This window comes from Microvirga lenta, assembly GCF_020532555.1.
GTDB classification, from domain to species: domain Bacteria; phylum Pseudomonadota; class Alphaproteobacteria; order Rhizobiales; family Beijerinckiaceae; genus Microvirga; species Microvirga lenta.
In genome coordinates, this window is record NZ_JAJBBR010000005.1 from 123,641 (window position 1) to 150,494 (window position 26,854).

General features: G+C 67.7%; 25 protein-coding genes. 16 read left to right on the forward strand and 9 right to left on the reverse strand.

Features of this window, described 5'->3' with window-relative positions:
• Nucleotides 1-60: 60 nt before the first annotated feature.
• Complete coding sequence (gene moaB / locus LGR44_RS08980; RefSeq protein WP_226739539.1) at nt 61-615, forward strand: molybdenum cofactor biosynthesis protein B; 555 nt, start codon at nt 61-63, stop codon at nt 613-615.
• A gap of 3 nt (nt 616-618) precedes the next feature.
• Here moaB and LGR44_RS08985 read toward each other — a convergent pair whose 3' ends face one another.
• Nucleotides 619-1,122 (reverse strand): glycosyltransferase family 2 protein, encoded by a 504-nt coding sequence (locus LGR44_RS08985; RefSeq protein ID WP_226739541.1) that lies wholly within the window; start codon nt 1,120-1,122, stop codon nt 619-621.
• Nucleotides 1,123-1,237: 115 nt separating this feature from the next.
• Here LGR44_RS08985 and LGR44_RS08990 point away from each other — a divergent pair, with 115 nt between their 5' ends.
• From LGR44_RS08990 to LGR44_RS09010, 5 genes are all read left to right on the forward strand, one after another.
• Nucleotides 1,238-2,419, forward strand: a complete 1,182-nt coding sequence (locus LGR44_RS08990; protein WP_404809913.1) for a PA0069 family radical SAM protein — start codon at nt 1,238-1,240, stop codon at nt 2,417-2,419.
• Between the two features lie 313 nt (nt 2,420-2,732).
• Complete coding sequence (locus LGR44_RS08995; RefSeq protein ID WP_404809914.1) at nt 2,733-3,374, forward strand: ribonuclease HII; 642 nt, start codon at nt 2,733-2,735, stop codon at nt 3,372-3,374.
• A 159-nt stretch (nt 3,375-3,533) separates the two neighbouring features.
• Entirely contained in the window at nt 3,534-4,727 is a 1,194-nt protein-coding gene (locus LGR44_RS09000) for a site-specific DNA-methyltransferase (protein WP_226739543.1), read from the forward strand.
• Nucleotides 4,728-4,825: 98 nt separating this feature from the next.
• On the forward strand, nt 4,826-5,803 hold the full coding sequence (locus tag LGR44_RS09005; protein WP_226739545.1) for an ABC transporter substrate-binding protein: 978 nt from the start codon (nt 4,826-4,828) through the stop codon (nt 5,801-5,803).
• On the forward strand, nt 5,800-7,635 hold the full coding sequence (locus tag LGR44_RS09010; protein WP_226739547.1) for an ABC transporter permease: 1,836 nt from the start codon (nt 5,800-5,802) through the stop codon (nt 7,633-7,635). The genes LGR44_RS09005 and LGR44_RS09010 overlap by 4 nt, the downstream gene beginning before the upstream one ends.
• 73 nt (nt 7,636-7,708) lie before the next feature.
• On the opposite strand, the gene LGR44_RS09015 is transcribed toward LGR44_RS09010, so the two are convergent.
• Nucleotides 7,709-8,593, reverse strand: a complete 885-nt coding sequence (locus LGR44_RS09015) for an alpha/beta hydrolase (protein ID WP_226739549.1) — start codon at nt 8,591-8,593, stop codon at nt 7,709-7,711.
• Nucleotides 8,594-8,952: 359 nt separating this feature from the next.
• Here LGR44_RS09015 and LGR44_RS09020 point away from each other — a divergent pair, with 359 nt between their 5' ends.
• A complete protein-coding gene (locus LGR44_RS09020; RefSeq protein ID WP_226739551.1) occupies nt 8,953-9,849 on the forward strand; it encodes a LysR family transcriptional regulator in 897 nt (298 codons plus the stop codon).
• 5 nt (nt 9,850-9,854) lie between these two features.
• On the opposite strand, the gene mutY is transcribed toward LGR44_RS09020, so the two are convergent.
• Entirely contained in the window at nt 9,855-10,976 is a 1,122-nt protein-coding gene (gene mutY / locus LGR44_RS09025; protein WP_226739553.1) for an A/G-specific adenine glycosylase, read from the reverse strand.
• Between the two features lie 57 nt (nt 10,977-11,033).
• On the opposite strand from mutY, the gene LGR44_RS09030 reads away from it, so the two are divergent.
• The 9 genes from LGR44_RS09030 (at nt 11,034) to LGR44_RS09070 (ending at nt 19,286) form a co-directional block, all read left to right on the forward strand.
• On the forward strand, nt 11,034-11,537 hold the full coding sequence (locus tag LGR44_RS09030; protein ID WP_226739555.1) for a DUF721 domain-containing protein: 504 nt from the start codon (nt 11,034-11,036) through the stop codon (nt 11,535-11,537).
• A 72-nt stretch (nt 11,538-11,609) separates the two neighbouring features.
• Nucleotides 11,610-12,248: a DsbA family protein gene (locus tag LGR44_RS09035; RefSeq protein WP_226739557.1), complete on the forward strand. Its 639-nt coding sequence runs from the start codon at nt 11,610-11,612 to the stop codon at nt 12,246-12,248.
• 45 nt (nt 12,249-12,293) lie between these two features.
• Nucleotides 12,294-15,752 carry a chromosome segregation SMC family protein gene (locus tag LGR44_RS09040; protein WP_226739559.1) on the forward strand — a complete coding sequence of 1,153 codons (3,459 nt, stop codon included), beginning with the start codon at nt 12,294-12,296 and terminating at the stop codon, nt 15,750-15,752.
• Nucleotides 15,753-15,961: 209 nt separating this feature from the next.
• Complete coding sequence (locus LGR44_RS09045) at nt 15,962-16,333, forward strand: AtpZ/AtpI family protein (protein ID WP_226739560.1); 372 nt, start codon at nt 15,962-15,964, stop codon at nt 16,331-16,333.
• 55 nt (nt 16,334-16,388) lie between these two features.
• Nucleotides 16,389-17,117 carry a F0F1 ATP synthase subunit A gene (locus LGR44_RS09050; RefSeq protein WP_226739562.1) on the forward strand — a complete coding sequence of 243 codons (729 nt, stop codon included), beginning with the start codon at nt 16,389-16,391 and terminating at the stop codon, nt 17,115-17,117.
• A gap of 53 nt (nt 17,118-17,170) precedes the next feature.
• Nucleotides 17,171-17,395: a F0F1 ATP synthase subunit C gene (locus tag LGR44_RS09055; protein WP_116526730.1), complete on the forward strand. Its 225-nt coding sequence runs from the start codon at nt 17,171-17,173 to the stop codon at nt 17,393-17,395.
• A gap of 124 nt (nt 17,396-17,519) precedes the next feature.
• Nucleotides 17,520-18,071, forward strand: a complete 552-nt coding sequence (locus LGR44_RS09060) for a F0F1 ATP synthase subunit B family protein (protein WP_226739564.1) — start codon at nt 17,520-17,522, stop codon at nt 18,069-18,071.
• A gap of 13 nt (nt 18,072-18,084) precedes the next feature.
• A complete protein-coding gene (locus LGR44_RS09065) occupies nt 18,085-18,567 on the forward strand; it encodes a F0F1 ATP synthase subunit B family protein (protein WP_226740180.1) in 483 nt (160 codons plus the stop codon).
• Between the two features lie 68 nt (nt 18,568-18,635).
• Nucleotides 18,636-19,286: an HAD family hydrolase gene (locus LGR44_RS09070; RefSeq protein ID WP_226739566.1), complete on the forward strand. Its 651-nt coding sequence runs from the start codon at nt 18,636-18,638 to the stop codon at nt 19,284-19,286.
• 54 nt (nt 19,287-19,340) lie between these two features.
• Here the strand turns inward: LGR44_RS09070 and LGR44_RS09075 are convergent, their stop codons facing one another.
• The 6 genes from LGR44_RS09075 to gcvT all read right to left on the reverse strand — a co-directional run bounded on the left by LGR44_RS09075 (nt 19,341) and on the right by gcvT (nt 26,809).
• Entirely contained in the window at nt 19,341-21,395 is a 2,055-nt protein-coding gene (locus LGR44_RS09075; RefSeq protein WP_226739568.1) for an acyltransferase family protein, read from the reverse strand.
• Nucleotides 21,396-21,774: 379 nt separating this feature from the next.
• Nucleotides 21,775-23,421: an aminomethyl-transferring glycine dehydrogenase subunit GcvPB gene (gcvPB, locus tag LGR44_RS09080; RefSeq protein ID WP_226739570.1), complete on the reverse strand. Its 1,647-nt coding sequence runs from the start codon at nt 23,419-23,421 to the stop codon at nt 21,775-21,777.
• A complete protein-coding gene (gene gcvPA / locus LGR44_RS09085) occupies nt 23,421-24,761 on the reverse strand; it encodes an aminomethyl-transferring glycine dehydrogenase subunit GcvPA (RefSeq protein ID WP_226739573.1) in 1,341 nt (446 codons plus the stop codon). Before gcvPA ends, gcvPB begins: the two co-directional genes overlap by 1 nt.
• Before the next feature lie 20 nt (nt 24,762-24,781).
• Entirely contained in the window at nt 24,782-25,255 is a 474-nt protein-coding gene (locus LGR44_RS09090) for an OsmC family protein (RefSeq protein ID WP_226739575.1), read from the reverse strand.
• A 14-nt stretch (nt 25,256-25,269) separates the two neighbouring features.
• Entirely contained in the window at nt 25,270-25,641 is a 372-nt protein-coding gene (gcvH, locus tag LGR44_RS09095; protein WP_226739578.1) for a glycine cleavage system protein GcvH, read from the reverse strand.
• 19 nt (nt 25,642-25,660) lie between these two features.
• Complete coding sequence (gene gcvT / locus LGR44_RS09100; protein WP_226739580.1) at nt 25,661-26,809, reverse strand: glycine cleavage system aminomethyltransferase GcvT; 1,149 nt, start codon at nt 26,807-26,809, stop codon at nt 25,661-25,663.
• Nucleotides 26,810-26,854 lie beyond the last annotated feature (45 nt).

A 26,854-nucleotide genomic window follows, 5' to 3' on the forward strand; every position in this document is an offset into this window, starting at 1 on the left:
GTTCTGGAACCCGCTCCCGTGCCGCGCTAGATGAAGGCAGGATCCACCAGAGCGCTCCCCATGCCCGGCATCGACCAGAATCTCGATTTCGTTCCCCTCTCCATCGCGGTTCTGACCGTTTCCGACACCCGTTCCCTGGAGGACGACAGGTCCGGCAACACCCTGGCCGAGCGCATCGCAAAGGCAGGCCACAGGCTCGGCGACCGGGCCATCGTGACGGACGACATCGAGGCCATCCGCGCCAAGGTGAAGGGCTGGATCGCGGATCCCGCCATCGACGTGATCGTCACCACCGGCGGCACGGGCTTCACCGGCCGCGACGTGACGCCGGAGGCCGTCGAGCCCCTGTTCGAAAAGCGCATGGAGGGCTTCTCGGCGGTGTTCCACCGCATCTCGTACGACAAGATCGGCACCTCGACGATCCAGTCCCGCGCCACGGCGGGGCTTGCGGGCACTACTTTCATCTTCGTGCTGCCGGGCTCTCCCGGCGCCTGCAAGGACGCCTGGGACGGCATCCTGGAAGCGCAGCTCGACTACCGGCACCGGCCCTGCAACTTCGTGGAGATCATGCCGCGCCTCGACGAGCACCTGAAGCGCGGCAAGCTCAAGGCCTGAGCCTCAGCCGAGGGCCGGGTCGCGCTCGATCATGGCCGCGAGGCGCACGGGCCTTCGCGCCTTGGCGCCTTCCATCAGGACCCGGCGATGCACCAGGTCGCCGGCGCGGATCGTCGCCCCTCCGGCCAGGCCGCGCACCGCATCGACGATGCCGCTGAACGGGCCGGACTGCCGATGCCGCAGGCGGGCGACGCCGCGCTCGGGCCTGCTCACGCTGACGAAGCGGTCGAGGACCCGGATCCAGCCCTCCTGCGGAATGTCGCCGTCGTCGAGACACAGGAGCCATTCCCGCCGCGCGGCTTCGGCCCCGCGCCGCCATGTCCCGTCCTTCGTCGTGACCAGGGTCGCTCCGGCCGCATCGGCCACGTGAGCGATGGCCTCGTCCGGCTCTCGGGCCAGGATGACGGCATCGCCGACGAGCCCCGCCGCAACGGCAGGCACGAGGGAACTCAGGGTCGCGGCCAGGGCCTCGGGCCCGTGACCGACACGGATAAGAACGCTGATCATGCGGTCACCATAGCGGCTTCCGCAGCGTCCGTCGCCATCAAGCCGTCTTGATTTCGTTCCATTTTTGTTCTTTGTTCATCATCCGTTCTCAAGCTTGGATTCGTTCGAGGCTCCCATGACTGTCCGTGCCAAGGATACCGCCCGCGATCCTGTCCGCTCCCGGCCCGTGAACCGCAGTCCCATCGAGGCGGCCGAGGCGGCGCGCCGCCGCATGGACGACCCGGCCTACCGCGTCGAAGCCGACCTGCGCCGGGGCCGGGGCGCCGTGTCGAACCCGACCGGCCGCTACGAGCCCGCACAGCGCGAGACGTTCGACGACGGCTGGGATCTGGAGGAGGCGCTTCCTCCCCTGCCGACCGAGGTCATCGTCGAGAAACCGCGCACGGTCATCACGAAGAACGATTCGCCCGATATCGGCTACGACCGCTCCATCAATCCCTATCGCGGCTGCGAGCACGGCTGCTCCTATTGCTTCGCCCGCCCGACCCACGCCTATCAGGGCCTGTCGTCGGGCCTCGACTTCGAAACCAAGATCTTCGCCAAGCCCAGCGCCCCTGAGCTGCTGGAGAAGGAGCTGCGCGCCCCGAACTACCAGCCGGGCACCATCGCCATCGGCTCCAACACCGACCCCTATCAGCCGATCGAGCGGCGCTTTCGCATCATGCGCGGCATCCTGGAGGTGCTGAACCGGGCCAATCACCCGGTCGGCATCGTGACGAAATCGGCCCTCGTCACCCGCGACATCGACATTCTCGCCCAAATGGCGGACCGGCAGCTCGCCAAGGTCGCCATTTCCATCACCACCCTCGATCCGGCGCTCGCCCGGAAGATGGAGCCCCGCGCCGCCTCCCCGGCCAAGCGCCTGGAGACCGTGCGCAAGCTGACGGAGGCCGGCATCCCGGTCTGCGTGCTCGTGGCGCCGGTCATCCCGGCGATCAACGACCACGAGATCGAGGCGATCCTCAAGGCAGCCTCCGCCGCGGGCGCCACCGAGGCGGGCTACGTGCTGCTGCGCCTGCCGCACGACCTGAAGGAGCTCGTGCGCGACTGGCTCGCGGAGCACTACCCGGACAAGCTCAACCACGTGTTCTCGCTGCTGCAGGAGGCGCGCGGCGGCAAGGACTACGATTCCAACTGGGGTGTGCGCCAGACGGGCGTCGGCCCCTATGCCTGGATGATCGGCCGCCGGTTCGAGACGGCGGCGGAGAGGCTCGGCCTGAACAAGCGCTCCCTGAAGCTGCGCACGGACCTGTTCCGGCCGCCGGTGAAGGAGACGGGGCAGCTGAGCCTGTTTTGATTAGCGCAACGCTGCCTCTCCTCCCCACGAACCTCGGGCTTGCCGGAAGCGCCGCCCTGCTCTCCTCCCCCTTGTGGGGAGGAGTTGGAGGTGGGGGTGTGAGCGATAGCCTATGAAGGTCCGGCGCCAACACCCCCACCCTAACCCTCCCCACAAGGGGGAGGGAAAAAGGTCGCGCTCTTCTGGTCTCAGTCCGCGTCTTCCTCGGAAGAACGCGCGTCTCGCCTAACCGACGGGCCAGTCCACGCCTGCGTCACCGACGTTTCCCCCGAGGGGGTGGAAAACGGATCGCATCCCCGCTTTCATCCCGCCCATGACGGCACCGATTCGCCCCTCCTCCCGACCGAACCTCGGCCTCGAGCACGAGATGGCCGCGCGCGCCGCGGGCTTTACCTGCATCGCGGGTCTCGACGAGGTCGGGCGCGGGCCGCTCGCGGGTCCGGTGGTCTCGGCCGCCGTGGTGCTCGATCTCGATGCGGTGCCCCAGGGGCTGGCCGATTCGAAGGCGCTGACGGCGGCGAAGCGCGAGGCGCTGTTCGCCGAGATCCTCGCCACCTCGCGGGTGGGAATCGCATCGGTCTCGCACGCGGAGATCGACAGCATCAACATCCGCCAGGCTTCGCTGCTGGCCATGTGCCGCGCGCTCGCCGCGCTGCCCTGCAAGCCCGACATGGCGTTCGTCGACGGCAACGATCCGCCGGATCTTCCCTGCTCCGTCGAGGCGGTGGTGAAGGGCGATTCGCGAATCGCTTCCATCGCGGCGGCCTCCATCGTCGCGAAAGTGGTGCGCGACCGCCTGATGGCGCGGCTCGGAACCGCTTATCCCGCCTATGGTTTCGCCTCGAACGCGGGCTACAGCACGAAGGCGCACCTCACCGTGCTGGCGAGCGAGGGCCCCTGCCCCTTCCATCGCCTGAGTTTTGCGCCCCTGAGGCAAGGGTTACTCGACCTGTAACCTCCCTTAACGGCCGTTAACTGGAAAACGTCAATCTTTTCAACGGGTAGGCAAGAATTGCCGACCCAAAACAGCACGCATTTTTTTCCACTTGGAAACTTCATCTTTACCCTAACGGACCATGATCCTGAGTGTCAGTTGCGTAACCGGTGATCACCTATGGGTACCTCGCGTACCGGGGCCGCCGGCGCCACCTCCCGGATCCATGTCTCGCGTACCGGGCGGTCTGCGTCGGCGCCTCGGACGGGGCGCAAAGCCCCCCTGTCCGTCCTCCCGTCACTTCCTCTCAACGAGATCCTTCTCGGAGATTGCATCGCCAATCTCGAGAAGCTTCCCGCCGAGAGCGTGGACGTGGTCTTTGCCGACCCGCCCTACAATCTCCAGCTCGAACAGGCGCTGACGCGCCCGGACCAGAGCCTCGTCGACGCGGTCGACGACGACTGGGACAAGTTCGCGAGCTTCGCCGACTACGACGCGTTCACCCGCGCCTGGCTTCTCGCCGTGCGCCGCGTGATGAAGAAGAACGCGACGCTGTGGGTCATCGGCTCCTATCACAACATCTTCCGCGTCGGCGCCACGCTGCAGGACCTGAACTTCTGGGTTCTCAACGACATCGTCTGGCGCAAGGCGAACCCGATGCCGAACTTCCGGGGCCGCCGCTTCACCAATGCGCACGAGACCATGATCTGGGCCTCGAAGAGCGCGGAGGCGAAGAACTACACCTTCCATTACGAGGCGCTCAAGGCCGCGAACGAAGACGTTCAGATGCGGTCGGACTGGTTCATCCCCATCTGCACGGGCGAGGAGCGCCTGAAGGACGGGGACGGACGCAAGGTCCACCCGACCCAGAAGCCCGAGGCGCTGCTGGCGCGCGTGCTGCTGTCGTCCTCCAATCCCGGCGACGTGGTGCTCGATCCCTTCTTCGGCTCCGGCACCACCGGCGCGGTGGCGAAGAGGCTCGGACGCCACTTCATCGGCCTGGAGCGCGACTCGACCTACGCCGAGGCGGCGCGGGCCCGCATCGATGCGGTCGTGCCCCTGTCCGACGCGGCGGTCGCGGCTCCGCCCGAGAAGCGTGCCGAGGTGCGCGTGCCCTTCCTGTCGCTGATCGAGGGCGGATACGTGAAGGCGGGCGAGACCCTCGTCGACGAGCGCCGCCGCTACCAGGCGACGATCCGCGCCGACGGCAGCCTGGCGCTCGGGGCCATCATCGGCTCGATCCACAAGATCGGCGCGCTCACCCAGGGCCTGCCCGCCTGCAACGGCTGGACCTTCTGGCACGTGGAGCGCAACGGCAAGCTCGTCTGCATCGACGAGTTCCGCGCGAAGGTGCGGGCGACGTTGACCGTGTGAGCCTTTTGCCTATTTGGTTGACGGTGCGAGCGCACCGTCACACCACCGTCACCGAGCAGCGCTAGCGCGAAGTCGTTCATCGCCCGGAGACGAAACCCATGAAGCGCCTCATCCTTTCCGCCGTTCTCGCCCTCGCGCCCACGTTTGCGCTGGCGCAGGACCTGTCCGGCAATCTCGTGCTCTACACGAGCCAGCCGAACACGGACGCGCAGCAGACCATCGACGCCTTCAAGGCGAAGCACCCGGGCGTCAACGTCACCTTCGTGCGCGACGGCACGCCGAAGATCCTCGCCAAGCTGCGCGCGGAGTTCGAGGCCGGGCAGCCTCAGGCCGATCTTCTCCTGATCGCCGACAGCGTCACCATGGAAGGCCTGAAGAAGGAAGACCGCCTGCTGGCGCACGACAAGGCGGACGTCTCCGCCTATCCGGCCGGCACGCACGATCCGCAGAAGCACTGGTTCTCGACCAAGCTGATCACGACGGGCATCGCCTACAACACCAAGGCTCCGTTCAAGCCGACCTCCTGGGCCGATCTCACCAAGCCCGAGGCGAAGGGCCAGGTGGTCATGCCGAGCCCGCTCAGCTCCGGCGCGGCGCTGATCCATGCCGCGACGCTCACCGGCAACCTGGAAGGCGGCTGGGATTACTACGAGGCCCTGAACGACAACGGCGCGCTCGCGGGCGGCGGCAACGGCGACGTGCTGAAGAGCATCGCCGGCGGCGAGAAGCTCTACGGCATGATCGTGGACTTCATGCCGATCCGCGAGAAGGCCAAGGGCGCCCCCATCGAGTTCGTGTTCCCGAAGGAAGGCGTCTCGGCCGTCACCGAGCCGGTCGCGATCCTGAAGAACACCAAGAACCCGGAAGCCGCCCGCGCCTTCGTGGATTTCCTGATCTCGAAGGAAGGCCAGGAGCTCGCCCTCAAGCAGGGCTACATCGCGGCCCACCCGGCCGTCGCCCTTCCCGCCGGCTATCCGTCCCGCGATGCCATCAAGGTCATGCCGTTCGACGCCGCCCAGGCCCTTGCCGACGAGACCAAGAACAAGACGACCTTCGCGGACATCTTCGGCCAGTGAGACGCATTCCTCGCGACAGGGGATTCTCCGAGCAGGGTGGCTTCGGCCTCCTTGCTCTTCTCGTCGTTCTCGCCCTCGCCTTCGACGTGCTGCCCGCCGCGCGGCTGATCGCCGCCGCCGTTGCGCCGGGCGGAACCTTCGCGCCCGACAACGCGCTCTCCGTCATCGCCAGCCGCTCCGCCATCCGCGCGAGCCTCGCGACCCTGGAGACCGCCTTCTTCTCAAGCCTCCTCGCGCTCCTCATCGGCGGCGCGATGGCGCTCGTTCTCGGCGTCACGGATGTCCGCGCCCGCCGCTCCGCCTCCTTTCTCTTCGTTCTCTCGACCATGATCTCGCCGCAGGTCGTGGCGCTCGCGTTCCTGAGCCTCGCGGGCCCGGCCTCGCCGCTCCTGAACACCCTCGGGCTCGCGCCCGAAGCGGGCAGCGCCAATCCGATGCTCGGACGCGGCGGCATCGTCCTCGTGCTCGGCCTGCACCATGCGCCGCTCGTCTATGTGGTGCTGAATGCCGGCCTGCGGCGCATCCCTCGCGCCGTCATCGAGGCCGCGCGCATCGACGGGGCCACGCCGCAGCGCGTCGTGCGCGACGTGGTGCTTCCGCTGCTGAGGCCGCACATGATCGGCGCGACGCTTCTCGCCTTCGTGGCGGGCGCGGGCAATTTCGGCATTCCGGCCCTTCTCGGCGCTCCGGTGAACTACCTCACCCTGCCCGTGCTCATCTACCGACGCCTGTCGAGCTTCGGGCCCGGCGTCATCGGCGACGTCGCGGCGCTCGGCATTCTCATCGCCGCCGTGGCGGGAATCTGCGTCGCGCTGAGCCAATGGCTCACCCGGCGGGATGCCGTGCAGCTCGAGGAGGATGCTCCGCTCCAGCCGTTCTGGCAGCTTGCCGGCGCCAAGGCCGCAGCAGGGATCTTCGTGTGGGGACTGCTCGGCATCGCGCTCGTCCTGCCGATGCTGTCGCTCCTGGCCGCCGCTCTCGTGCCGTCCTACGGCATGCCGCTCGACGCCTCCACCGTGACGCTCGACAACTTCGTCGAGGTTCTGGTGCGCCAGACCGTGACCGTGCGCGCCTTCGGAAACTCGTTCCTCTATGCGGGCGGCGCGGCGCTGATGCTGGCGGCTCTCTCGATCCCCCTCGCCTATGGGCTCGTGCGCCATGCCGGAGCGGGCCGGACGATCCTGCCGGCCCTTCTCGAAACCTCCTACGTTCTGCCGGGCGTCGTGCTGGCGATTGCGTGCATCCTGCTCTTCCTCAAGCCCCTGCCGCTCGTGGGCGTGTCGCTCTACGCCACGCCCTGGATCATCGTGTTCGCCTATCTCGCCCGTTTTCTGCCGGTGGCGCTGAAGCCCGCGCTTGCGGCCATGGAGCAGGTCGAGCTGGCGCAGGAGGAGGCCGCGGCCCTCGACGGCGCCCGCCTGAGGCGGCGGATCCTCGACATCGTCGCGCCCTCGCTCCTGCCCGCCGCGGCGGCCGGAGGGCTGATGGCCTTCCTCCTGGCCTTCAACGAACTCACCGTCTCGGCCCTCCTCTGGACCGCCGGAACGGAGACCATCGGCGTGGTGCTCTACAATCTGGAGGAAGCGGGTCTGGCCGCCCAGGCCGCCGCCGTCGCCGTGACGAGCGTCGTCATCGTGACGCTTGCCATGGTGGCGCTCGACAGGCTCGGCGCATGGCTGCCGGCCGGGACCCTGCCGTGGGACATCGCTGCCGCTCCGGTTCGGGCGGCCCTTCCGGAGAGCCTGTCGACCTCCCCCGCCACCCGGCGCAGACCCGCCGCGCCGCCGCTGCCCGCCGTGGCGGCCGTGCCGTCGAGAGCCTTTCGCCGGTAGGCGGCGAGACGCCGGGAGCCCATTACGTGAAAGGCCGCCCTGCGGCGGCCTTTCTGCTTCTTCCCGGCGACGCCTAGGCTCGCTGCTTCTCCGACAGCCATCGCAGCAGCTCCGCATCGAAGAGCGCGCTCTCCTCGAGCTGCGGCGTGTGCCCGCTCCTCTCGAACACCCGCACCGTGAGGTCGCGGAAGCTCTCGCGATAGGGCTCCCACGTGGCGTAGGGCGCCACGAGGTAATCGTACCGCCCGAGCGCCAGCAGCACCGGAACGTTCAGCGCATCGAGGCCATGCCCGATGTCGATGTCGCGGAAGACCTCGCCCCAGAGATGGTCGAAGGCGGGCATGTTCACATGCACGTCCCGCCACAGGGGCGAGGCGTCGAACGTATAATCGTACCAGCTTCGCGCGCCCATCCTCACGCAATAGGCGACGAAGCGCCTGTCGGGCGCGGCCTCGATCTCGGCGGGAAGCTTCGCGAGGTCCGCCGCCAGCTGCGCCTTCCGTTCCGGGCAGACCGATTCGTCCCAGTACCGCTCCGTGGCCTGCACATGCACGGCGCCGTGGCTCGGGCCGGTGGCGATCATCGCCACATGCGAGACATTGCGGGAATAGCGCTTGGCGTATTCCAGCGCCATGAAGCCATGGCCGGAATGTCCGATCACGATCACCTCGCCGAGACCGAGATGCTCGCGCACCCGCTCGATATCGGCGAGAACCGTATCGAACGCGTAATCCGCGGCCGAGACGTCGCCGCTCGCACGAGCGAAGCCGCGGTGATCGACGAAGACCAGCTTCAGCGACTGCCGCAACCGTTCGGAGAAGGTCCTGGGATAGTAGACCGCGCTGCCGATCACGATGGCGGGGGGCCCCTCCCCTTCGATCGAATAGCCCAGTTCGAAAGCGCCCGAGCGGATGGTTCCGCGCGTCGAGGCGCCGGTGGTGTGTCCAAAGTCAGACATGTGATGTCCTTGAATCCGTTGCATCCGACCGAACCCTCGGTTCGGCCGACAAAGGTCGTGACGAAGCGGCCCGGAAACGGGCTGCACGCCGGCTTTTGTCGTGTCGGATAGCGTCGCTAACGGATGAGGGGCACGGGAGCTGTCCTTCGAAAAACGGGCGCCGGTTTCGGCGCGATGCTTTTGCCTGAAAATGCACAGCTTGTGAATGGCCTGAAGCCCGCCGCCGGTGAAGGCCACCCGCACATTCCCGGCGGGCTGCACGCCTCGCCTCCCCGCGCCATGGTCGGCCCGGTTCCAACCCTGTGGAAGCGCGAGCATTCTCCCATGTCGAACGTCCCGAAAAGCTTTAGCATCGTCTCATGGCTGCTCCTTCTCTCGATCCATCCTGGCCCGGCGCGGCCGAGCCGTCCTGGGACGACCTCCGGATCTTCCTGGCTGTGGTGGCTCATGGATCGATGAACGGCGCCGGCCGCGCCCTGGACCTGAGCCAGCCCACCGTCGCCCGCCGGATCCGGACACTGGAAGAAACGCTCGGCGTTCCCCTGTTCCAGCGCGGCCCCAACAATCTCGACCTGACGGAAGCCGGCCGTGCCGTGCTGGAGGCGGCGTCGCCCATGGCGGAGGCCGCCAATGCGGTGCCGCGCATCGCGGCCGCCTACCGGCCCGATCCCACGGCGCCGGTGCGGATCACCGCCACGTCCTCGGTGACGCTTTTCCTCTCGCTCCACGCCGCGGACCTGCACAGGGCGGCGCAGCCCGCCGAGATCGCCTACATCCCGACCCGGCGGAAGCTCGACCTCGCCGCGGGCGAGGCCGACATCGCGCTGCGCATGAGGACGCTGCCCGACGGGGCCGAGGATCTCGTGGTGCGCAAGGTCGGGCAGATCGCCTTCGCCATGTACGACCGCACCGCCGACCCGAAGGCGGTCATCGCGCCTTCGGAGGACCCCACCCTCTCGCGGCAGGCCGCCTACGTTGCGGAATTCGCGCAGGGCCGCGCCATCTCGGCCCGCATCGGCGACATGCCCATCCGCTACCAGGCCGCCAGGACGGGCCTCGGCGCCGCCTTCCTGCCCTGCTGGCTCGGCGATTCGGACCCGGATCTCGTCCAGGTCACGAAACCGCAGGGCGACCTGATCGAGGACGTCTTCCTGGTCATGCACCGCCGCAGCCGCAACCGGGAGAGCGTGCAGCGGGTGGCGAACGCCCTGGCGGATCTGTTCAAGCGGCACCGGAAGGCGCTGACCGGCATCTGAACCGGTCAGCCTTCTGACTTTGCCTTCGCCGAAGCCTTCGCGGGCGGCTTGGCCCCCGGCGTGTCCCCCAGCGCATGGGCCAGCACCTTCTTCATGGCGCCGGGCAGCGCCTCCTCGTGGAGCTGCTGGCGCGGGGTCCAGCGCATGTCCACCGGGGCCGGCTCGTCCTTCGGCACCCGGGCGAAGAAGACCGTGAGCTCCAGGGGGAAATGGGTGAAGACGTGGCGAACCGTACCCGGCAGGCGCTTCCACCGCGCCTCGATGGGGGCGTCCACCATGGCGCGGGAGGGCTCGTAGTCGGGCTCCCACGCGCTGGTCGGGGTCTCGACCATGCCGCCGAGAAGGCCCTGCGGCGGGCGCGTGCGCAGGAGGATGCTGTCGTCGGCGCGCAGGACCACGAAGGCGGCGCCTTTGCGGAGCTGGCCCGTCTCCTTCTTCTGCTTCTTGGGGAAGCTCTCCTGAAGGCCCGCCGCGCGGGCCTGACAGGGCAGTATCCAGGGGCAGATGGCGCAGGCGGGCCGCTTCGGCGTGCAGATGGTGGCGCCGAGATCCATGACGGCCTGGGCGAAATCGCCGGGCCTGTCGGCCGGGACCAGCTCCTCGGTCAGCGTCCGGATCGCGGCCTTGGCCTTGGGCAGCGGCTCCTCGACCATGAAGAGCCGGGACATGACCCGCTCCACGTTGCCGTCCACCGCGGCGGCCTTCTGGTTGAAGGCGATGGCCGCCACGGCGGCTGCCGTATAGGCACCGATCCCGGGGAGCTTGAGGAGCTCGGCCTCCGTGCCCGGAAAACGTCCGCCATGGTTTTCCACAACCGCCTTGGCGCAGGCATGGAGATTGCGGGCGCGGGAATAGTAGCCGAGCCCCGCCCAGGCCTGCATCACCGCGTCCGCAGGCGCTTCGGCCAGGGCTTCGACGGTGGGGAAACGCTCCAGGAACTTCAGATAGAACGGCTTGACCGCCACCACCGTCGTCTGCTGCAGCATGATCTCGGAAAGCCAGACGCGGTAAGGGTTTGCCGTCTCGCCCGGCTTCGCGCGCCATGGCAGATCGCGCCGGTGACGGTCGTACCAGGCGAGCAAATCGTCAGGGCATGGCTTGGTGACGCGCAAGGCGGGCGTTAACATGTGACGTGGAATAACGATCCTCGTCGAATATTCCAACGTGGCTTTTGGACCTTCAACATGCGACAGCCGAGACACCGGCCCCGGCCCCTTGCCGACTTTCTCGACGTCTGTCTCAGCCCGAGCCTGGCGGCGCAAGGCTTTGCCACCTCCGACATCATCGTGGCTTGGCCGGACATCGTGGGCGAGCGCCTTGCCGCCTTCACCCAGCCGCTGAAGATCGAGTGGAAGCGCAAAGGCCCCCATGCCGATCCGGAGGCGCGGCCCGAGCCCGCGACCCTCGTGATCCGGGTCGAGGGCGCCTTCGCCCTCGAGATGCAGCACATGGCGCCCATCGTCATCGAGCGGGTCAACGTCTATTACGGCTGGCGCTGCATCGGGAAGCTGGTGCTGAAGCAGGGGCCCGTGCGGCGCGCCGAGAAGAAGCGCCCGCCCGCCCCCGTCCTCGGAGAGGCGGACCGGCGCCGGGTCGAGAGCGCCGTGGCGCCCATCGAGGAGGACGGCCTGAAGGCTGCCCTGGCCCGGCTCGGGCAGGCGGTGGTGGGCTCGCGCACGAAAGCGTGACAGACGCAGCGCTTGCCACATATCCCAAGGCATTCTACCGCAGAACGAAATTTCTCACGGAGCACCTTTGAGATGATCACCCGGCGTCAAACGCTTCAGCTTCTTGGTACTGCGGCCGCCACGGCCCTGATCGCCACGAGCTTTCCGGCTCTGGCCCAAAACGTCGCACCTGCGGACCTCGCGGTCCCCGGCCCCCTCGGCGACGTGGCCCTCGGCCCCGAGGACGCGAAGGTGACGATCATCGAGTACGCCTCGCTCACCTGCTCGCACTGCGCGGCTTTCCACAAGGAAACCTGGCCGGAGCTGAAGAAGCGCTACATCGACACCGGCAAGGTGCGCTTCATCCTGCGCGAATTCCCGCTCGACCCCCTGGCCACGGCCGGTTTCATGCTCGCCCGCTGCGACGGGAACGACAAGTACTACCCCATCACCGACCTGCTGTTCGACCAGCAGCGGAACTGGGCCTTCACCGACAAGCCCCTGGATGCCCTGCGCGGCCTGATGCGGCAGGCCGGTTTCTCACAGGAGAAATTTGATGCTTGCTTGAAGGATCAGAAACTTTATGACGCTGTGAACGCGGTGAAGAACCGGGGGATGGAGCAGTTCCGCGTGGACTCGACCCCGACCTTCTTCATCAATGGTGAGCGTCACGCCGGAAACCTGTCGATCAATGAGCTTGAAGAGATCATCAAGCCGAAGCTGGGAGAATAATCTCCCCTGCCCCGCCCCCTTGGGGCGGGCCGGAAAGGCGCGTCGATGAAGCTGACGCGCCTTCGCATCGCCGGGTTCAAGACCTTCGTCGAGCCCATGGAGTTCCTGATCGAGCCGGGGCTGACCGGCGTGGTCGGGCCCAACGGCTGCGGCAAGTCGAACCTCGTCGAGGCCCTGCGCTGGGTCATGGGCGAGAACTCGCACAAGAACATGCGCGCCTCGGGGATGGACGACGTCATCTTCTCCGGCTCGGGCAGCCGCCCGGCGCGCAACTCCGCCGAGGTGCTGCTCACCATCGACAATGCGGAGCGCACGGCGCCGGCCGCCTTCAACGATTCCGACACTCTCGAAGTCTCCCGCAAGATCGAGCGCGAGGAAGGCTCCACCTACCGGGTCAACGGCAAGGAAGTCCGCGCCCGCGACGTGCAGATCCTGTTCGCGGACGCCGCCACCGGCGCCCGCTCCCCGGCCCTCGTCCGGCAGGGCCAGATCAGCGAGATCATCTCCGCCAAGCCCCAGGCCCGCCGCCGCATCCTCGAGGACGCGGCCGGCATCGCGGGCCTCCATGCCCGCCGCCACGAGGCCGAGCTGCGCCTGAAGGCGGCGGAGGACAACCTGGTCCGCGTCGAGGACGTGCTGCGCGAGCTCGAAACCCAGGTGGAGAGCCTGAAGCGCCAGGGCCGTCAGGCCTCCCGGTACAAGAACCTCTCGTCCGAGATCCGCCGCCTGGAAGCGCTCATGCATGCGCTGGCCTTCGCCGATGCGCGCGAGCAGGCCGCCACCGCCGAGCAGCAGATGGCGGACAACCTCAAGGCCGTCGCCGACCTGACGGAGGAGCAGACCCGCGCCGCCACGGCCCAGGCTGTCGCCGCCCATGCCATCCCGGCCCTGCGCCAGGAGGAGGCCGCCGCCGCCGCGGCCCTGCAGCGGCTGACCCATGCCCGCAGCGAGCTCGAATCGGAGGAGCGCCGCTCCAAGGACCGGGTGACCGAGCTGGAGCGCCATATCGCCGACCTGAACCGCGACCTCGCCCGCGAGGCGGTGCAGCGCACGGACGCCCAGGCCACCATCGAGCGGCTGCAGGAGGAACAGGCGGAGATTGCGCTCACCACCGACGGCGCCGACGATACCCGCGCCGAGGCGCAGGAGCGCCTGAGCAATGTCGAGGCCGAGCTGGCCGAGGCCGAGGCCGCCTTGAGCGCCCTCCAGGCCCAGACCTCCGACCTCAACGCCCGCCGCGCCGCCCTGGAGCGCTCCGTGCGCGAGGAGATGGAGCGGGCCGCCCGCTTCGCCGCCGAGCGGGAGCGGATCGAGCGCGACATTGAGGCTCTCGCGGCCGGCACCGACGATTCGCCGCCCATCGACGACCTCCGGGAAGAGGCCGCCATGGCCGAGGAGGCCGCGCAGACCGCCGAGGAGGCGGTGATGGGCGCCCGCGAGGCCCTCGCGGCGGCACGCGAGGCCGAGAACCGCCTGCGCCAGCCCCTCAGCGAGGCCGAGCGCCGGGCCCAACGGCTGGAGACCGAGGCGCGCACCCTCGCCAAGCTCGTCACCTCCGCTACCGGCGACCTCTGGCCGCCGGCCGTGGACCAGATCACGGTCCAGAAGGGCTACGAGACCGCTCTCGGCGCCGCCCTCGGCGACGATCTGGAAGCCTCCACCAACCCTTCCGCACCCTCCCATTGGGCCGAGACCGGCGCGGGCGATGGGGATCCGGCCCTGCCGGAAGGCGTCCGGTCGCTGGCCGATCTTTCGACCGCGCCCGCTCCGCTCCAGCGCCGCCTGCGGCAGATCGGCGTCGTCACCAAGGCCGACGGCCTGCGCCTCCGGGGCCTCCTCAAGCCGGGCCAGCGCCTCGTCTCGCAGGAGGGCGACCTATGGCGCTGGGACGGGTTCACCACCGCGGCGGAAGCGCCCTCGCCCGCCGCCCGCCGCCTTGCTGAAAAGAACCGCCTCGGCGATCTCGAACGGGAGGCCGCCGAGGCCCGGGAACAGGCCGAGCATCTGCGGCACGAGGCCGAGGAGGCCCTGAACGCCGTCCGAATCGCCGCCTCGCACGAGATGCAGGCCATCGAGGGCGCCCGTCAGGCCCGGCAGGCCCTCGACGGCACCCGCACGCGCCTCGCCGCCGCCGAGCGCAAGGAGGCCGAGCTCGGCCAGCGCCGCTCGGCTCTGCAGGAGGCCATGGCGCGAATCTCCGCCAGCGAGGCCGAGGCCCAGGAGCGCGCGGAAGCCGCCCGGGCGAATCTGGAGGATTTGGCTCCGGCGCCCGATCTGGAGAGCCGCCTTCTGGAAGAGCGCACCCGCGTGGCGGAGTTCCGGGCCGCCGCCTCCGAGGCTCGCGCGGCGCTTCAGGCCCTCATGCACGAGGCCGAGCTGCGCCGCCGGCGCCAGGAATCGCTCGCCGCCGACATCCGGCTCTGGACCGAGCGCGCGGCGCGCGCCGCCAAGGCCCACGAGGATCTGGGCGAGCGCCTGGAACGCGCCCAGGACGAGCACCAGCGCCTTCTCGAAGCGCCGGACACCTATCTCCTGCGCCGCCGCGGCCTGCTGTCCGAGATCGAGCAGGCCGAGGCCAAGCGCAAGGAAGCGGCCGACCGTCTGGCCGATGCGGAGACGCATCTCGCCGAGACCGACCGCGCCGCCCGCTCGGCCCTGGAAGCCCTTTCCGCCGCCCGCGAGGCCCGGGCCGGGTCCCAGGCCCGGCACGAGGCCGCTCTTCAGCGCCTCGCGGAGATCACCCGCACCATCGCCGACAACCTGGAGACGACGCCCGCCGGGCTCATCGAGCTCGCGGGCCTGAAGGAAGGCGTCGAGCTGCCCCCGCAGGGAGAAATCGAGGCCAAGCTCCACTCCCTCAAGTCCGACCGGGAGCGCCTGGGCGCGGTCAACCTGCGCGCGGACGAGGAGCTGACCGAGCTGGAGGCCAAGTTCACCAGCCTCGCGGCCGAGCGCGACGATCTGGTGGAGGCGATCAAGCGCCTGCGCCAGGCCATCGGCAGCCTCAACCGCGAGGGCCGCGAGCGCCTGCTCGCCGCCTTCGACGTGGTGAACGCCCATTTCCAGCGGCTCTTCACCACCCTCTTCGGCGGCGGCACGGCGGAGCTGACCCTGGTCGATTCGGACGATCCGCTGGAGGCGGGCCTCGACATCCTCGCCCGCCCGCCCGGCAAGAAGCCCCAGAGCATGACCCTGCTCTCCGGCGGCGAGCAGGCCCTGACGGCGACCGCGCTGATCTTCGCCGTGTTCCTCACGAATCCCTCGCCGATCTGCGTTCTCGACGAGGTCGACGCGCCACTCGACGACGCGAACGTGGAGCGCTATTGCGACCTCCTCGACGACATGGCGCGCCAGACCGAAACCCGTTTCGTGGTGATTACCCACAACCCGATCACCATGGCGCGCATGGACCGGCTCTTCGGCGTGACCATGGCGGAACGCGGCGTCTCGCAGCTCGTCTCCGTCGACCTCCAGAGCGCCGAGCGCATTCTTGAGACGGTCTAAGGCTTTGCGCCCTGCCGCGGGTTCCGACGCAAAATCGTGGACGCTTTGGCGCGAAGCCGGTGCGATAGCGCCTTTTTGCTATAATATTCAATGACTTATATGTTTTCGGGCAATCCTTGACAGGGGGGACCCTCCCTCATATGTTGCGCGCGGCTTTCGGGGCCGGGCTTCCAAGACCTTTTCCCGTGCCGCTAGCAAGGAAAACGCATATGGCGGACCCTACTCAGCGGAACGGTGAAGATGAGCGGAAACCGAGCGGTTCCGACGATGCCGACCTATCGGCGAGGCTGAGCTCTCTCAATGCGCGGATCACGAAAGCATCCGCACAAAGGGCAGAGGCCGAACCTCGCGACCGTCCTACGTCGGATTCCAGTGCGATCGGCCAGGCCTTCAGGCTCACGGCCGAGTTCATCTCGGGAGTCCTTGCGGGCGGTGTCATAGGCTGGCTCGTCGACCACCAGTTCGGATCCTCTCCTTGGGGACTCATTGTCTGTCTGTTGCTCGGCTTCTGTGCCGGGATGCTCAATCTCCTACGAGCAGCGGGTGTGGTGAAAACCGCCCGTTCCGACGACAAGCAGTGAGACCGGATTCGAAGAGCTACGGACAGCGGCGAACAACAGCGAGACAGAGCGGATCATGGCGAGCCCGATCGAGCAATTCCAGGTCAAGCCCATCATTCCGATCATCAATTTCACGAACTCGTCCCTGTTCATGATCGGCTCGGCGGCGCTGATCGTCGGCGGGCTGCTCCTGGCGACGCGCAACCGTTCGCTGATCCCCGGCCGCGCCCAGTCGGTCGCCGAAATCCTGCACGACTTCGTCGCCACCACGCTCACCGACACGGCGGGACGCGAGGGCATGAAGTTCTTCCCCTTCGTATTCTCCCTGTTCATGTTCGTGCTGACCGCGAACCTGCTCGGCATGATGCCCGGCTTCTTCACGGTCACCAGCCAGATCGTCGTCACCTTCGCGCTGGCCCTTCTCGTGATCGGCACGGTCGTGATCTACGGCTTCGTCAAGCACGGCTTCCACTTCCTCGGCCTCTTCGTGCCGTCAGGCGTTCCGAAGTGGCTCCTGCCCTTCATCGTCGTCATCGAGATCATCTCCTTCCTCTCGCGACCCATCTCGCTCTCCCTGCGTCTCTTCGCGAACATGCTGGCGGGCCACATCGCCCTGAAGGTGTTCGGCGGCTTTGTGGTCTCCCTCGGCGCGGCCGGCATCGGCTTCGCGCTTCTCACCCCTCTTCCGCTTCTCATGGCGGTTGCGATCACGGCGCTCGAGTTCCTCGTCGCCGGCGTGCAGGCCTACGTCTTCACGGTGTTGACCTGCATCTACCTCAACGACGCCCTGCATCCGGGACACTAGGCTAAGGCGTCGTCCCTTCTTCTCTCTCCCGATCATCACCCTAGGAGATCACGATGGATCCTATCGCTTTCAAATTCCTCGGCGCGGGCCTGGCCTGCTTCGGCATGGGCCTCGCCGCTCTCGGCGTCGGCAACATCTTCGGCAACTTCCTGTCGGGCGCCCTGCGCAACCCGTCGGCTGCCGACAGCCAGTTCGCCCGCGCGTTCATCGGTGCGGCGCTCGCGGAAGGTCTCGGCATCTTCTGCCTCGTCGTCGCCCTCCTCCTGCTGTTCACCTAATCCACTTTCTTCGGTGATCGGGAGAGCAAGGCGCCCCGTGCGCCTTGCTTCGAGACAGTGACGGCGGGCACGAACCGCCGTCATTTCCACATTACAGGACCACCCGTCCTCCAGGACCATTTCCATGGCTCAGGCTCAGATCCCACAGGCTGGTACGGAAGTTCCCGGCGACGCTCATGCGGCGGATATCGGCTTCCCGCCCTTCGCGACGGAAACATTCGCCGGACAGATCATCTGGCTGGCGATCACCTTCGTGGTGCTCTACACGCTTCTGTCGAAGCTCGTCCTGCCCCGCCTCACCGGCATCATCGAGAACCGCCGCGAGATCATCGCCAAGGACCTCGACGACGCCGCCGCGATGAAGACGCGCGCGGAGGAGGCCGGTGTCGCCTACGAGAAGGCTCTGGCCGAAGCCAGGGGCCGCGCCCAGGCGCTCGCCCAAGAGACCCGCGGCAAGCTGGCCGCCGAATCCGACGCCAAGCGCAAGGCTCTCGAGGCCGATCTCGGCAGCCGACTGGCCGAGGCCGAGGCCACCATCACGGCCAAGAAGAACGAGGCCATGAGCCATGTCCGCGGCATCGCCGCCGAGACGGCTTCCGCCATCGTCGAACGCATCACCGGCCAGGCCCCTGCCCCGCAGGCGGTCGAAGCCGCCCTCGACCGGACCAAGGTCTAAGGAGAGCCTCATGCTGGCCAATCCCACCTTCTGGGTCTTCGTCGCCCTCGTCATCTTCATCGGCCTCCTCGTCTATTACGGGGTGCCGAAGAACCTGATGAACACCCTCGACAAGCGCTCCGTGCGCATTGCCGACGAGCTCAACGAGGCCAAGCGCCTGCGCCAGGACGCCGAGAACCTCCTGCGGGAGTACGAGGCCAAGCGCGCCGCCGCCGAACGCGAGGCCGCCGAGATCGTCTCCTCCGCCCGCGAGGAGGCCGAGCGCCTCGCCCGCGAGGCCCAGGAGAAGATGGCGGACTTCATCCGCCGCCGCACCGCCTCCGCCGAGGCGAAGATTGCCCAGGCCGAGAGCCAGGCGTCCGCCGAGGTTCGCGCCGCCGCCGTCGATGCCGCCGTCAGGGCTTCCGAGCAGGTCCTGCGCCAGCAGATCACCGGCAACACGGCCGCCTCGATCCTCACCCAAAGCCTCGGCGACGTGCGTCGCAAGCTGCAGTAAGCGGCTCGCACGCGATCCAAGCATCCAAGGCCGCCTCTCGGGGCGGCCTTTTTCGTTGGGAGACATCCATGCTGCTGATCTTCGATTGCGACGGGGTTCTGGTCGATTCCGAGCCCTTGAGCTGCCGCGTCGATGCCGAGGTCCTGACCGGGCTCGGCATTCCCTACACGGCGGACGAGATCGCAGGGGCGTTCGTCGGCGTCAGCCAGAAGGACATGATCGCCCGGATCGAGGCCGAGCGCGGCTGCCGCCTGCCGGAGGATCTGGCGGAGCGAATCAACCGGGCATTGTTTGCCCGGTTCGAAACCGATCTGAAGCCGATCCCGGGTGTGCGAGACGCCATCCTCGCCCTGCCCTATCCGCGCTGCGTCGCCTCCTCGTCCGTGCCGGAGCGAATCGCCCTCTCCTTGCGCGTTACGGACCTGGCGGACCTCTTCGCGCACGTCTTCAGCGCCGTGGAGGTTCCGCGCGGCAAGCCCGCGCCCGATCTCTTCCTGCACGCGGCCTCGCGGATGGACTACCAGCCTGCCGAATGCCTCGTCGTCGAGGATTCCCTCGCAGGCGTCCAGGCCGCCCGCGCCGCCGGCATGCGCGTCATCGGCTTCACCGGCGGCGGACATTGCGGGCCAGAGCACGGGGCGCGATTGCAGCAAGCCGGCGCAACGGTCGTCGTGGGGCGGATGGCGGACTTGTCCCGAACGGTAGCAATGCTGGTCTGAGGCCTCAGGGCGAGCCGTCCGAGCGAGCCGCCCGGGTGCAGCGCCGGCCTGCGATCAGGAGCCGGATGAATGGACGAACAGATCGGGACGAACCTGCCTCATCCGCTCGCCCAGAACCGGGGCCAAGCTCCGGGAATACGTTGTGGTGATGTGATGGCTGTCGCTGTAGATGATCACGTTTCCGTTCACCGGGAAACACCGCGACTGATCGCAGAAACGGTCTGTGAGATCGATGAACTCCACGTTCCTGGGCTTCGACCGGAGCTGCGATGCTGGATCGACCCGGTCCATGACCCGGTCGCGCGGGCGGCCGCAGTCCAGAACGTTGGCGGCGTTCTTCTCGACGCATTCCGGCACGTCGGCGCCAAGCCAGGGGTTGTCTCGAATGGCGATGACGCTCACACCGCTTTCGTCGAGCCGCTCCCACTGCCTCAGATACCCTTCCGGCACCTCTTCCCTTATCGGCGAGCCGTTTCTTGATCCTTGAGGATGTGTGGACGCTCTGCGGAACGGTCGCGTCGATGTCGTGAACACCACATCCGGCTTCAATGATGCCAGATATTCGATGACGTTCTCATTCCACTGAACACAAGGTGCCTTGCGTGCATGATTCAATTCGAACGGACAGGCGCTCTTCGTGATGCTGACGATCCGCCATCCATGTTGCTGCGCCAGAGCCTCCAAAGCAGCGAGCCAATGCGCCGAATGCGACCCTCCGACCAGGGCGATTGTCTTCGTAGGCGCGCGCTCGTTCCCGTACGGACAGGCGATGACCTCAGCCTTGCGCTGTGTCTGATGGCATTTGTCGCCATAGACCCTGGCAATATCGCGCTTCGCAACGGCCGGCTCGGGCTGGAGAGGAATGCCGGCTCGCAGTGCATTCTCGCTGGAGGCTGGAATGGATCCCCCTGGATATTCGGACCTTGAGAGGCCCTGATTCTGGTTGCCTTCGGCGAATCCGAGAAAGGCGTACCAGATCACGGCAACCGCCAAGACTGGAACTGCGAAACCCGTCGCCATCGCATGGAGGTGCCATGCCTTATTCCTGCCGAAGGAGGAGCGCTGGATCGGCTGCTCGATCCAGCGGTTGGCGCCGTAGGCGCCGCATAGGGCCATGGCGATCACCAGCAGACCCGGCAGGACGCCGAGTTCCGTCCGCCCCGTCACGATCATCGTGAAGATCAGCACCGGCCAGTGCCAGAGATAGAACGAGAACGAGATCTCCCCCAGCGCCACGAGAGGCTTGGCCGCCAGCAGCCGGTCGGCCCCCAGGCGCCGTCCGCTGCCGCCGCCGATCAGCACCAGCGCCGCCCCCAGCGTCGGCCATAGCGCCACATAGCCGGGATAGGCCGCCGAGGCCGGAATGACGAAGCCGCAGCCGACCACCGCCAGAAGCCCGATCCACCCCGCCGTCAGGCGCAGCCCCGAGGGGAGCGCAAGACGCGGCAGGGCGACGGCCAGAATGCCCCCGAGGGCGAACTCCCATACCCGCGCCAGGGTGTTGAAGTAGGCGGGCGACGGATCGCGGTGGGTCTCGATCACCGAGTAGGTCAGGGAGGCCAGGAACACCCCTGCCAGAACGGCAAGATGAACGCCCCAGGCCGCGCGCAGCCGTCGCGCCAGAAAGGCCGCCGCCAGGAGCAGGAACGGCCAGACGGCATAGAACTGCACCTGCACCGAGAGGGCCCAGAACTGCTGCACGGGGCTGGGCGCCTCCTCGCGGGCGAGGTAGTCGACCGAGTTCATCATCAGCTTGATGTTCTCGAGATGGAAGGCGCTGTAGAGGACCTCGGACAGGAACCCGTCCTGGCGCGTGCGGGGCAGCCAGAAGAGAGCCGCGAGCAGGGTGAGGGCCAGCACCAGATAGGCCAGCGGGGCGATGCGCCGGGCGATGCGGCCCCAGAAGGCGACCACGTCGATGGTGCGGCTTGTCTCGACCTCCCGGTAGAGGGAGCCGGTGATGAGAAAGCCGGAGACGACGAAGAACACGTCCACGCCGCCCGAGACACGCCCGCCCCAGATGTGGAAGCAGGCCACCAGCAGGGCGCCGATGGTGCGAAGACCCTGGATCTCAGGACGATAGGAGGAGCTGCGGGATACGGAGGTCATCGCGCGTCGCCTTTCCCCGCGGCGCCTAAAGACTGTCTTCCGATCGTGGTCGCTTTGCTCGGTTCTGGCGCGATCATGGGAGTATTCATTCGGGCAGACGCCTTCGATCTCCGAAGCCGGAGCATCGGAGGTCGGACGACGGTTCGTGCCTGGCTGGTCCGGCGGCGCTTACGCTACGCTATGACGTTCGGTGTATCGCGCAGCCTCTTCCTTGTCTCCTCCCCGAACAGGGAGGGTCAGCCTGCCGCAGGCGTCCGCTTCAGACCGGTGGGACAGCCCTGAAAACAAAAAGACGCCGCCCGGCCGGGCGGCGTCTTTGATCGTCCATCACGTCTGCGCCCCTGTTGCGGCAGGGACGCATCGGAGCGTGGAAGCTGTCCTACTCCGCGGCTTCCGCCATCGGCGCGGGCGGCGTCCACTTGAGCACGGGGGTGCGGGCGGCGCGGGTCTCGTCGAGACGGCGGCGCGGGGCGTGGTAGGGAGCGCCGGTGAAGCGCTCCTTGTCGCCCTTCTTCGCCGCCATGGCGAGGTCGCGCAGGGTCGCGATGAAGAGGTCGAGGGAGGATTTCGACTCGGATTCCGTCGGCTCGATCAGCATGGCGCCGTGGACGACCAGTGGGAAGTACATGGTCATCGGGTGGTAGCCCTCGTCGATCATCGCCTTGGCGAAGTCGAGAGTGGTGACGCCGGTGTCCTTCAGCCAGGTGTCGTCGAACAGCACCTCGTGCATGCAGGGCTTGTCGCCGAAAGGCTGGGAGAACAGGTCGGAGAGCGATGCGCGGATGTAGTTGGCGTTGAGCACCGCGTCCTCGGACGCCTGCTTCATGCCGTCCGATCCGTGCGAGAGCATGTAGGAGAGCGCCCGCACATACATGCCCATCTGGCCGTGGAACGCCGTCATGCGGCCGAACGGCGTTTCGTCGGCATCCTCGTCGTTCTCGACGAGGGTCAGTTCGCCGTCCTTCACGGTGACGAACGGCACGGGCGCAAACGGCGCCAGACGCTCGGAGAGCACCACCGGGCCCGCGCCCGGGCCCCCGCCGCCATGGGGCGTCGAGAAGGTCTTGTGCAGGTTGATGTGCATGGCGTCGACGCCGAGGTCGCCCGGCTTCGCCTTGCCGACGATGGCGTTGAAGTTGGCGCCGTCGCAGTAGAAATAGGCGCCTGCCTCGTGGATGGCCTTGGCGATCTCCGCCACCTGGTTCTCGAAGAGGCCGCAGGTGTTGGGGTTCGTGAGCATGATCGCCGCCACGTCGGGGCCGAGCCGCTCCTTCACGTCCTCCACATGCACCCAGCCGTCCTCGCGCGCCGGCACCGGCTTCACCACGAAGCCGATGAGGGCGGCGGTGGCCGGGTTCGTGCCGTGGGCGGAATCGGGCACCAGCACCACGTTGCGGGTCTTGCCCTCGCCGCGCGCCTCGATGGCGGCCTTGATGGCCATCATGCCGCAGAGCTCGCCATGGGCGCCGGCCTTCGGCGAGAGCGCCACCGTGGTCATGTTGGTGAGCGTCACCAGATAGCGGCCGAGCTCGTTCATGAGCTCCAGCGCGCCCTTGACGGTCGAGACCGGCTGCAGCGGATGCACGTCCGAGAAGCCCGGCAGGCGGGCCATGCGCTCGTTGAGGCGCGCATTGTGCTTCATGGTGCAGGAGCCGAGCGGGAAAAGGCCCGTGTCGATGCCGTAGTTCATCTGGGACAGGCGCACGTAGTGGCGCATGGCCTCGGGCTCGGAGAGGCCGGGCAGGCCGATCTCGTCCTTGCGCTCGAGCCCGCCGAGGCGCGGCTCGAAATCCTCCGGCTCGTCGAGATCGACGCCGGTCACGTCATGGCGGCCGATCTCGAACAGCAGCGGCTCGATCTGGGCGAGCGCCTTGTTGCCCGTGAAGGTCGGATGACCTCCCGGGGAGCCCGAGCCGAGCTGGTTGGCGTCGCCCTGCAGGCGAGCGGCCTGATCGCCCATGCCGGCGGCCGGATCGGACACGCCGTGGGCCTGCGGAGCGGAGGGACGTCCCTGGCGGTTCAACATCACAGAACCTCCTTCAAGGCGGCGACAAAGGCCGCACGGTCATCATCGGTATTCACTTCGGTGGAGGCGACCAGAAGCAGGTCGTCGAGGCCGGCCTTCGGCAGAAGCCGCGACACGGGCACGCCCGCGAGCACGCCCTTCTCGGCCAGACGCTCCACGACTTCCGCCGCGGGCTTGGACAGCTTCACGGTGAACTCGTTGAAGAACGTCTTGTTGAGAACCTCGACGCCCTTCACGCCTGCCAGCCGGTCGGCGAGCTTCACGGCGTTCGCGTGGTTGATGCGGGCGAGGCGCTTCAGTCCGGCCTGACCCAGCAGCGTCATGTGGATCGTGAAGGCCAGGCAGCACAGGCCCGAATTGGTGCAGATGTTCGACGTGGCCTTGTCGCGGCGGATGTGCTGCTCGCGGGTCGAGAGGGTGAGCACGAAGCCGCGATTGCCGTCCGCGTCCACCGTCTCGCCGCAGAGGCGGCCCGGCATCTGGCGGATGTATTTCGACTTGGCGGCGAAGAGGCCCACGTAAGGTCCGCCGAAATTGAGCGCGTTGCCGATGGACTGGCCCTCGCCCACCACGATGTCGGCGCCCATGCTTCCGGGCGACTGCAGCAGCCCGAGCGACACGGCTTCCGTGAACACGGCGATGAGCAGCGCGCCGTGCTGGTGCGCCTTGTCGGCGATGACCTTCAGGTCGCGCACGTTGCCGAACACGTCCGGGGTCTGCACGACCACGCAGGAGGTGCTGTCGTCGATCTGCGACAGGATGTCCTCGGTGCCGGAAACGTCGGCGGGAAGCGTCACCACCTGGTCGCTCGCCATGTCGGAGAGCGTCTTCACCACGTCCACGTAGTGCGGATGCAGGCCGCCGGAGAGCACCGCCTTGCGGCGCTTGGTGACCCGGTGCGCCATGAGCACCGCCTCGCCCGTGCCGGTGGAGCCGTCGTACATGGAGGCGTTCGCCACATCCATGCCGGTCAGCGCCGCCACCTGGGTCTGGAACTCGAACAGGTATTGCAGCGTGCCTTGAGCGATTTCCGGCTGGTACGGGGTGTAGCTCGTCAGGAACTCGGAGCGCTGGATCAGGTGATCGACGGTCGCGGGAACATGGTGCTTGTACGCGCCCGCGCCCACGAAGAACGGCACCGAGGAGGCGGAGACGTTCCTGGCCGCCATGCGGGAGAGGATCCGCTCGACCTCCAGTTCGCCCTTGCGGCGGGGAAGGTCCACCGGCTCCTTGAGCAGCATGTTTTTCGGGATGTCGGCGAAGAGATCGTCGACCGACTTGACGCCGATGCGGGCGAGCATTTCGCCGCGATCGGTGTCCGAGAGGGGAAGATAACGCATCGGTGCAAAACCTTAGGGGTTCAATGCGAGGGAAGGCCCGCCACCTCGACTTCCGTCAGGACGGAATTCGCGATGAAGCATTCCTGGTGAGCCAAGTGGTGCATGTCGGCGATCTGCTCAGGGCTGGGCCGCTTCTCGCCGGAGAATTCGATTGTCGGATCGAGGGTCACTTTCGAGACGAAGAGTTTGCCCTTGTCGTTCTTGGTCATGACGCCGAGCGCATGATCCTCGTAGGAATCGACCACGAACCGCTTCTTCGCCGCGATGGACAGGAAGGTGAGCATGTGGCAGCTCGACACCGCCGCCACGAAGGCTTCTTCCGGATCGACCGCGTCCTCGCGGGAGAGAGGCAATGGCACCACGGAGGGCGAGGCCGAGGCCGGCACGGCAACGCCGCCGTCGAAGGTCCAGAGATGGCCGCGGCTGTAGCGGTTGTCGGAGAAGGTCTCTCCGTTGCGCGCCCAGCTGACCGTCGCCCTGTATTCGTGTGCCATTGCGCTTTCCCGCCTTAGAGGGACTTCACGAAGTCCTGGTACTGCTCCTCGGTCAGGAGACCGTCGAGCTCGCCCTGATTGGTGAGGCGGATCTTCAGGAACCAGCCGCGGCCGGTCGGATCCTCGTTGACGGTGCCGGGGGAGGCCTCCAGGTCGCTGTTGACCTCCACCACCTCGCCGGAGACGGGGGCGTAGACTTCGCTCGCCGCCTTCACGCTCTCCACGACGGCGGCCTCGTCGCCCTTGTTCACGGTCTTGCCGACGCTCGGCAGCTCCACGAACACCACGTCGCCGAGCTGGGACTGGGCGTAGTCGGTGATGCCGACGATGCCAGCATCGCCTTCGATACGGATGTATTCGTGATCCTTGGTGTAGCGCGTGGTCATGGTTGTCCCCTTCTGGTCTTCAGCGCTTGTAGCGGTGTGGTGCGAACGGCATGGCCGCGACCTTGGCCGGGATCGGCTTGCCGCGGACGATGAGGTGGAGGTCGGTGCCGACGGCCGACACGTCCTTCGAGACGTAGCCCATGGCCACGGGTCCGTTGACGGTGGGGCCGAAGCCGCCGGAGGTCACGATGCCGACCTCGCGGCCGTCGGGCGTCGCGATCACGGCGCCCTCGCGGGCCGGCGCCCGCCCCTCGGGCTTGAGGCCCACGCGGACGCGGGACGCGCCGTCCTTGATCTCGCGCTGGACGCGCTCGGCCCCCGGGAAGCCCCCCTCCTCGCGGCGGCGCTTCTGGATCGACCAGATCAGGCCGGCCTCGATGGGCGAGGTGGTGGTGTCGATGTCGTGGCCGTAGAGGCAAAGACCCGCTTCGAGGCGAAGGGAGTCGCGGGCGCCGAGGCCGATGGGCTTGACCTCGGGATTCGCCAGGAAGGCGCGCCACAGGCCGGGCGCGTCGTTGCCGTGGCAGGAGATCTCGAAACCGTCCTCGCCGGTATAGCCGGACCGGGAGATATGGCACCAGATGCCGTCGATCTGCACGTCGGTGGACATCATGAAGGCGAGCTCGGCCGCCTGCGGCGCCTTCGCGGCCATGACGGCGGCCGCGGACGGTCCCTGCAGGGCCATGAGCCCGAGGTCGTCCTTGCGCTTCAGGGTCACCCCGGCCGGAAGCCGGGCCTCGATATGGGCGTAGTCCTGCTCCTTCATGGAGGCGTTCACCACCAGATACAGCCAGCCCTCGTGGCCGGGGGCGCCCACGCGGGTGACCATCAGGTCGTCGAGGATGCCGCCGTCGTCGGCCAGGAGCTGGGAATAGCGCTGCTGGTTGGGCTTCAGGTTCAGCACGTCGGCCGGGATCATCGCCTCGAGGGCGCGGGCCACGGTCTCGTGGCTCTTGTCCTCGGCGATCAGGAAAGCCTGGCCCATGTGGGACACGTCGAACAGGCCCGCGTGGTCACGGGTCCAGTTGTGCTCGGTCAGGATGCCGGTGGGGTACTGGACCGGCATGTCGTAGCCCGCGAAGGGCACCATGCGGGCGCCAAGGGCCACATGCTCGGCATGGAGCGGGGTTTTCAGAAGCGGCTCGTCGGCACGGGCTGGCTCGGCCATGGGAATCCCTCAAAAGGCGCATGTTTCACCGGGCCTTTTGGCCCG

What these genes read in the sequence shown, in the direction of transcription:
- LGR44_RS09000 (WP_226739543.1), top strand. Translation starts at nt 3,534, where the DNA reads ATGGGTACCTCGCGTACCGGGGCCGCCGGCGCCACCTCCCGGATCCAT.
- LGR44_RS09015 (WP_226739549.1), bottom strand. Translation starts at nt 8,593, where the DNA reads ATGTCTGACTTTGGACACACCACCGGCGCCTCGACGCGCGGAACCATC.
- gcvT (WP_226739580.1), bottom strand. Translation starts at nt 26,809, where the DNA reads ATGGCCGAGCCAGCCCGTGCCGACGAGCCGCTTCTGAAAACCCCGCTC.
- LGR44_RS09030 (WP_226739555.1), top strand. Translation starts at nt 11,034, where the DNA reads ATGCGACAGCCGAGACACCGGCCCCGGCCCCTTGCCGACTTTCTCGAC.
- LGR44_RS09035 (WP_226739557.1), top strand. Translation starts at nt 11,610, where the DNA reads ATGATCACCCGGCGTCAAACGCTTCAGCTTCTTGGTACTGCGGCCGCC.
- LGR44_RS09040 (WP_226739559.1), top strand. Translation starts at nt 12,294, where the DNA reads ATGAAGCTGACGCGCCTTCGCATCGCCGGGTTCAAGACCTTCGTCGAG.
- gcvPB (WP_226739570.1), bottom strand. Translation starts at nt 23,421, where the DNA reads ATGTTGAACCGCCAGGGACGTCCCTCCGCTCCGCAGGCCCACGGCGTG.
- gcvPA (WP_226739573.1), bottom strand. Translation starts at nt 24,761, where the DNA reads ATGCGTTATCTTCCCCTCTCGGACACCGATCGCGGCGAAATGCTCGCC.
- LGR44_RS09050 (WP_226739562.1), top strand. Translation starts at nt 16,389, where the DNA reads ATGGCGAGCCCGATCGAGCAATTCCAGGTCAAGCCCATCATTCCGATC.
- LGR44_RS08985 (WP_226739541.1), bottom strand. Translation starts at nt 1,122, where the DNA reads ATGATCAGCGTTCTTATCCGTGTCGGTCACGGGCCCGAGGCCCTGGCC.
- mutY (WP_226739553.1), bottom strand. Translation starts at nt 10,976, where the DNA reads ATGTTAACGCCCGCCTTGCGCGTCACCAAGCCATGCCCTGACGATTTG.
- LGR44_RS08990 (WP_404809913.1), top strand. Translation starts at nt 1,238, where the DNA reads ATGACTGTCCGTGCCAAGGATACCGCCCGCGATCCTGTCCGCTCCCGG.
- LGR44_RS09020 (WP_226739551.1), top strand. Translation starts at nt 8,953, where the DNA reads ATGGCTGCTCCTTCTCTCGATCCATCCTGGCCCGGCGCGGCCGAGCCG.
- gcvH (WP_226739578.1), bottom strand. Translation starts at nt 25,641, where the DNA reads ATGACCACGCGCTACACCAAGGATCACGAATACATCCGTATCGAAGGC.
- LGR44_RS09090 (WP_226739575.1), bottom strand. Translation starts at nt 25,255, where the DNA reads ATGGCACACGAATACAGGGCGACGGTCAGCTGGGCGCGCAACGGAGAG.
- LGR44_RS09045 (WP_226739560.1), top strand. Translation starts at nt 15,962, where the DNA reads ATGGCGGACCCTACTCAGCGGAACGGTGAAGATGAGCGGAAACCGAGC.
- LGR44_RS09055 (WP_116526730.1), top strand. Translation starts at nt 17,171, where the DNA reads ATGGATCCTATCGCTTTCAAATTCCTCGGCGCGGGCCTGGCCTGCTTC.
- moaB (WP_226739539.1), top strand. Translation starts at nt 61, where the DNA reads ATGCCCGGCATCGACCAGAATCTCGATTTCGTTCCCCTCTCCATCGCG.
- LGR44_RS09070 (WP_226739566.1), top strand. Translation starts at nt 18,636, where the DNA reads ATGCTGCTGATCTTCGATTGCGACGGGGTTCTGGTCGATTCCGAGCCC.
- LGR44_RS08995 (WP_404809914.1), top strand. Translation starts at nt 2,733, where the DNA reads ATGACGGCACCGATTCGCCCCTCCTCCCGACCGAACCTCGGCCTCGAG.
- LGR44_RS09060 (WP_226739564.1), top strand. Translation starts at nt 17,520, where the DNA reads ATGGCTCAGGCTCAGATCCCACAGGCTGGTACGGAAGTTCCCGGCGAC.
- LGR44_RS09005 (WP_226739545.1), top strand. Translation starts at nt 4,826, where the DNA reads ATGAAGCGCCTCATCCTTTCCGCCGTTCTCGCCCTCGCGCCCACGTTT.
- LGR44_RS09075 (WP_226739568.1), bottom strand. Translation starts at nt 21,395, where the DNA reads ATGACCTCCGTATCCCGCAGCTCCTCCTATCGTCCTGAGATCCAGGGT.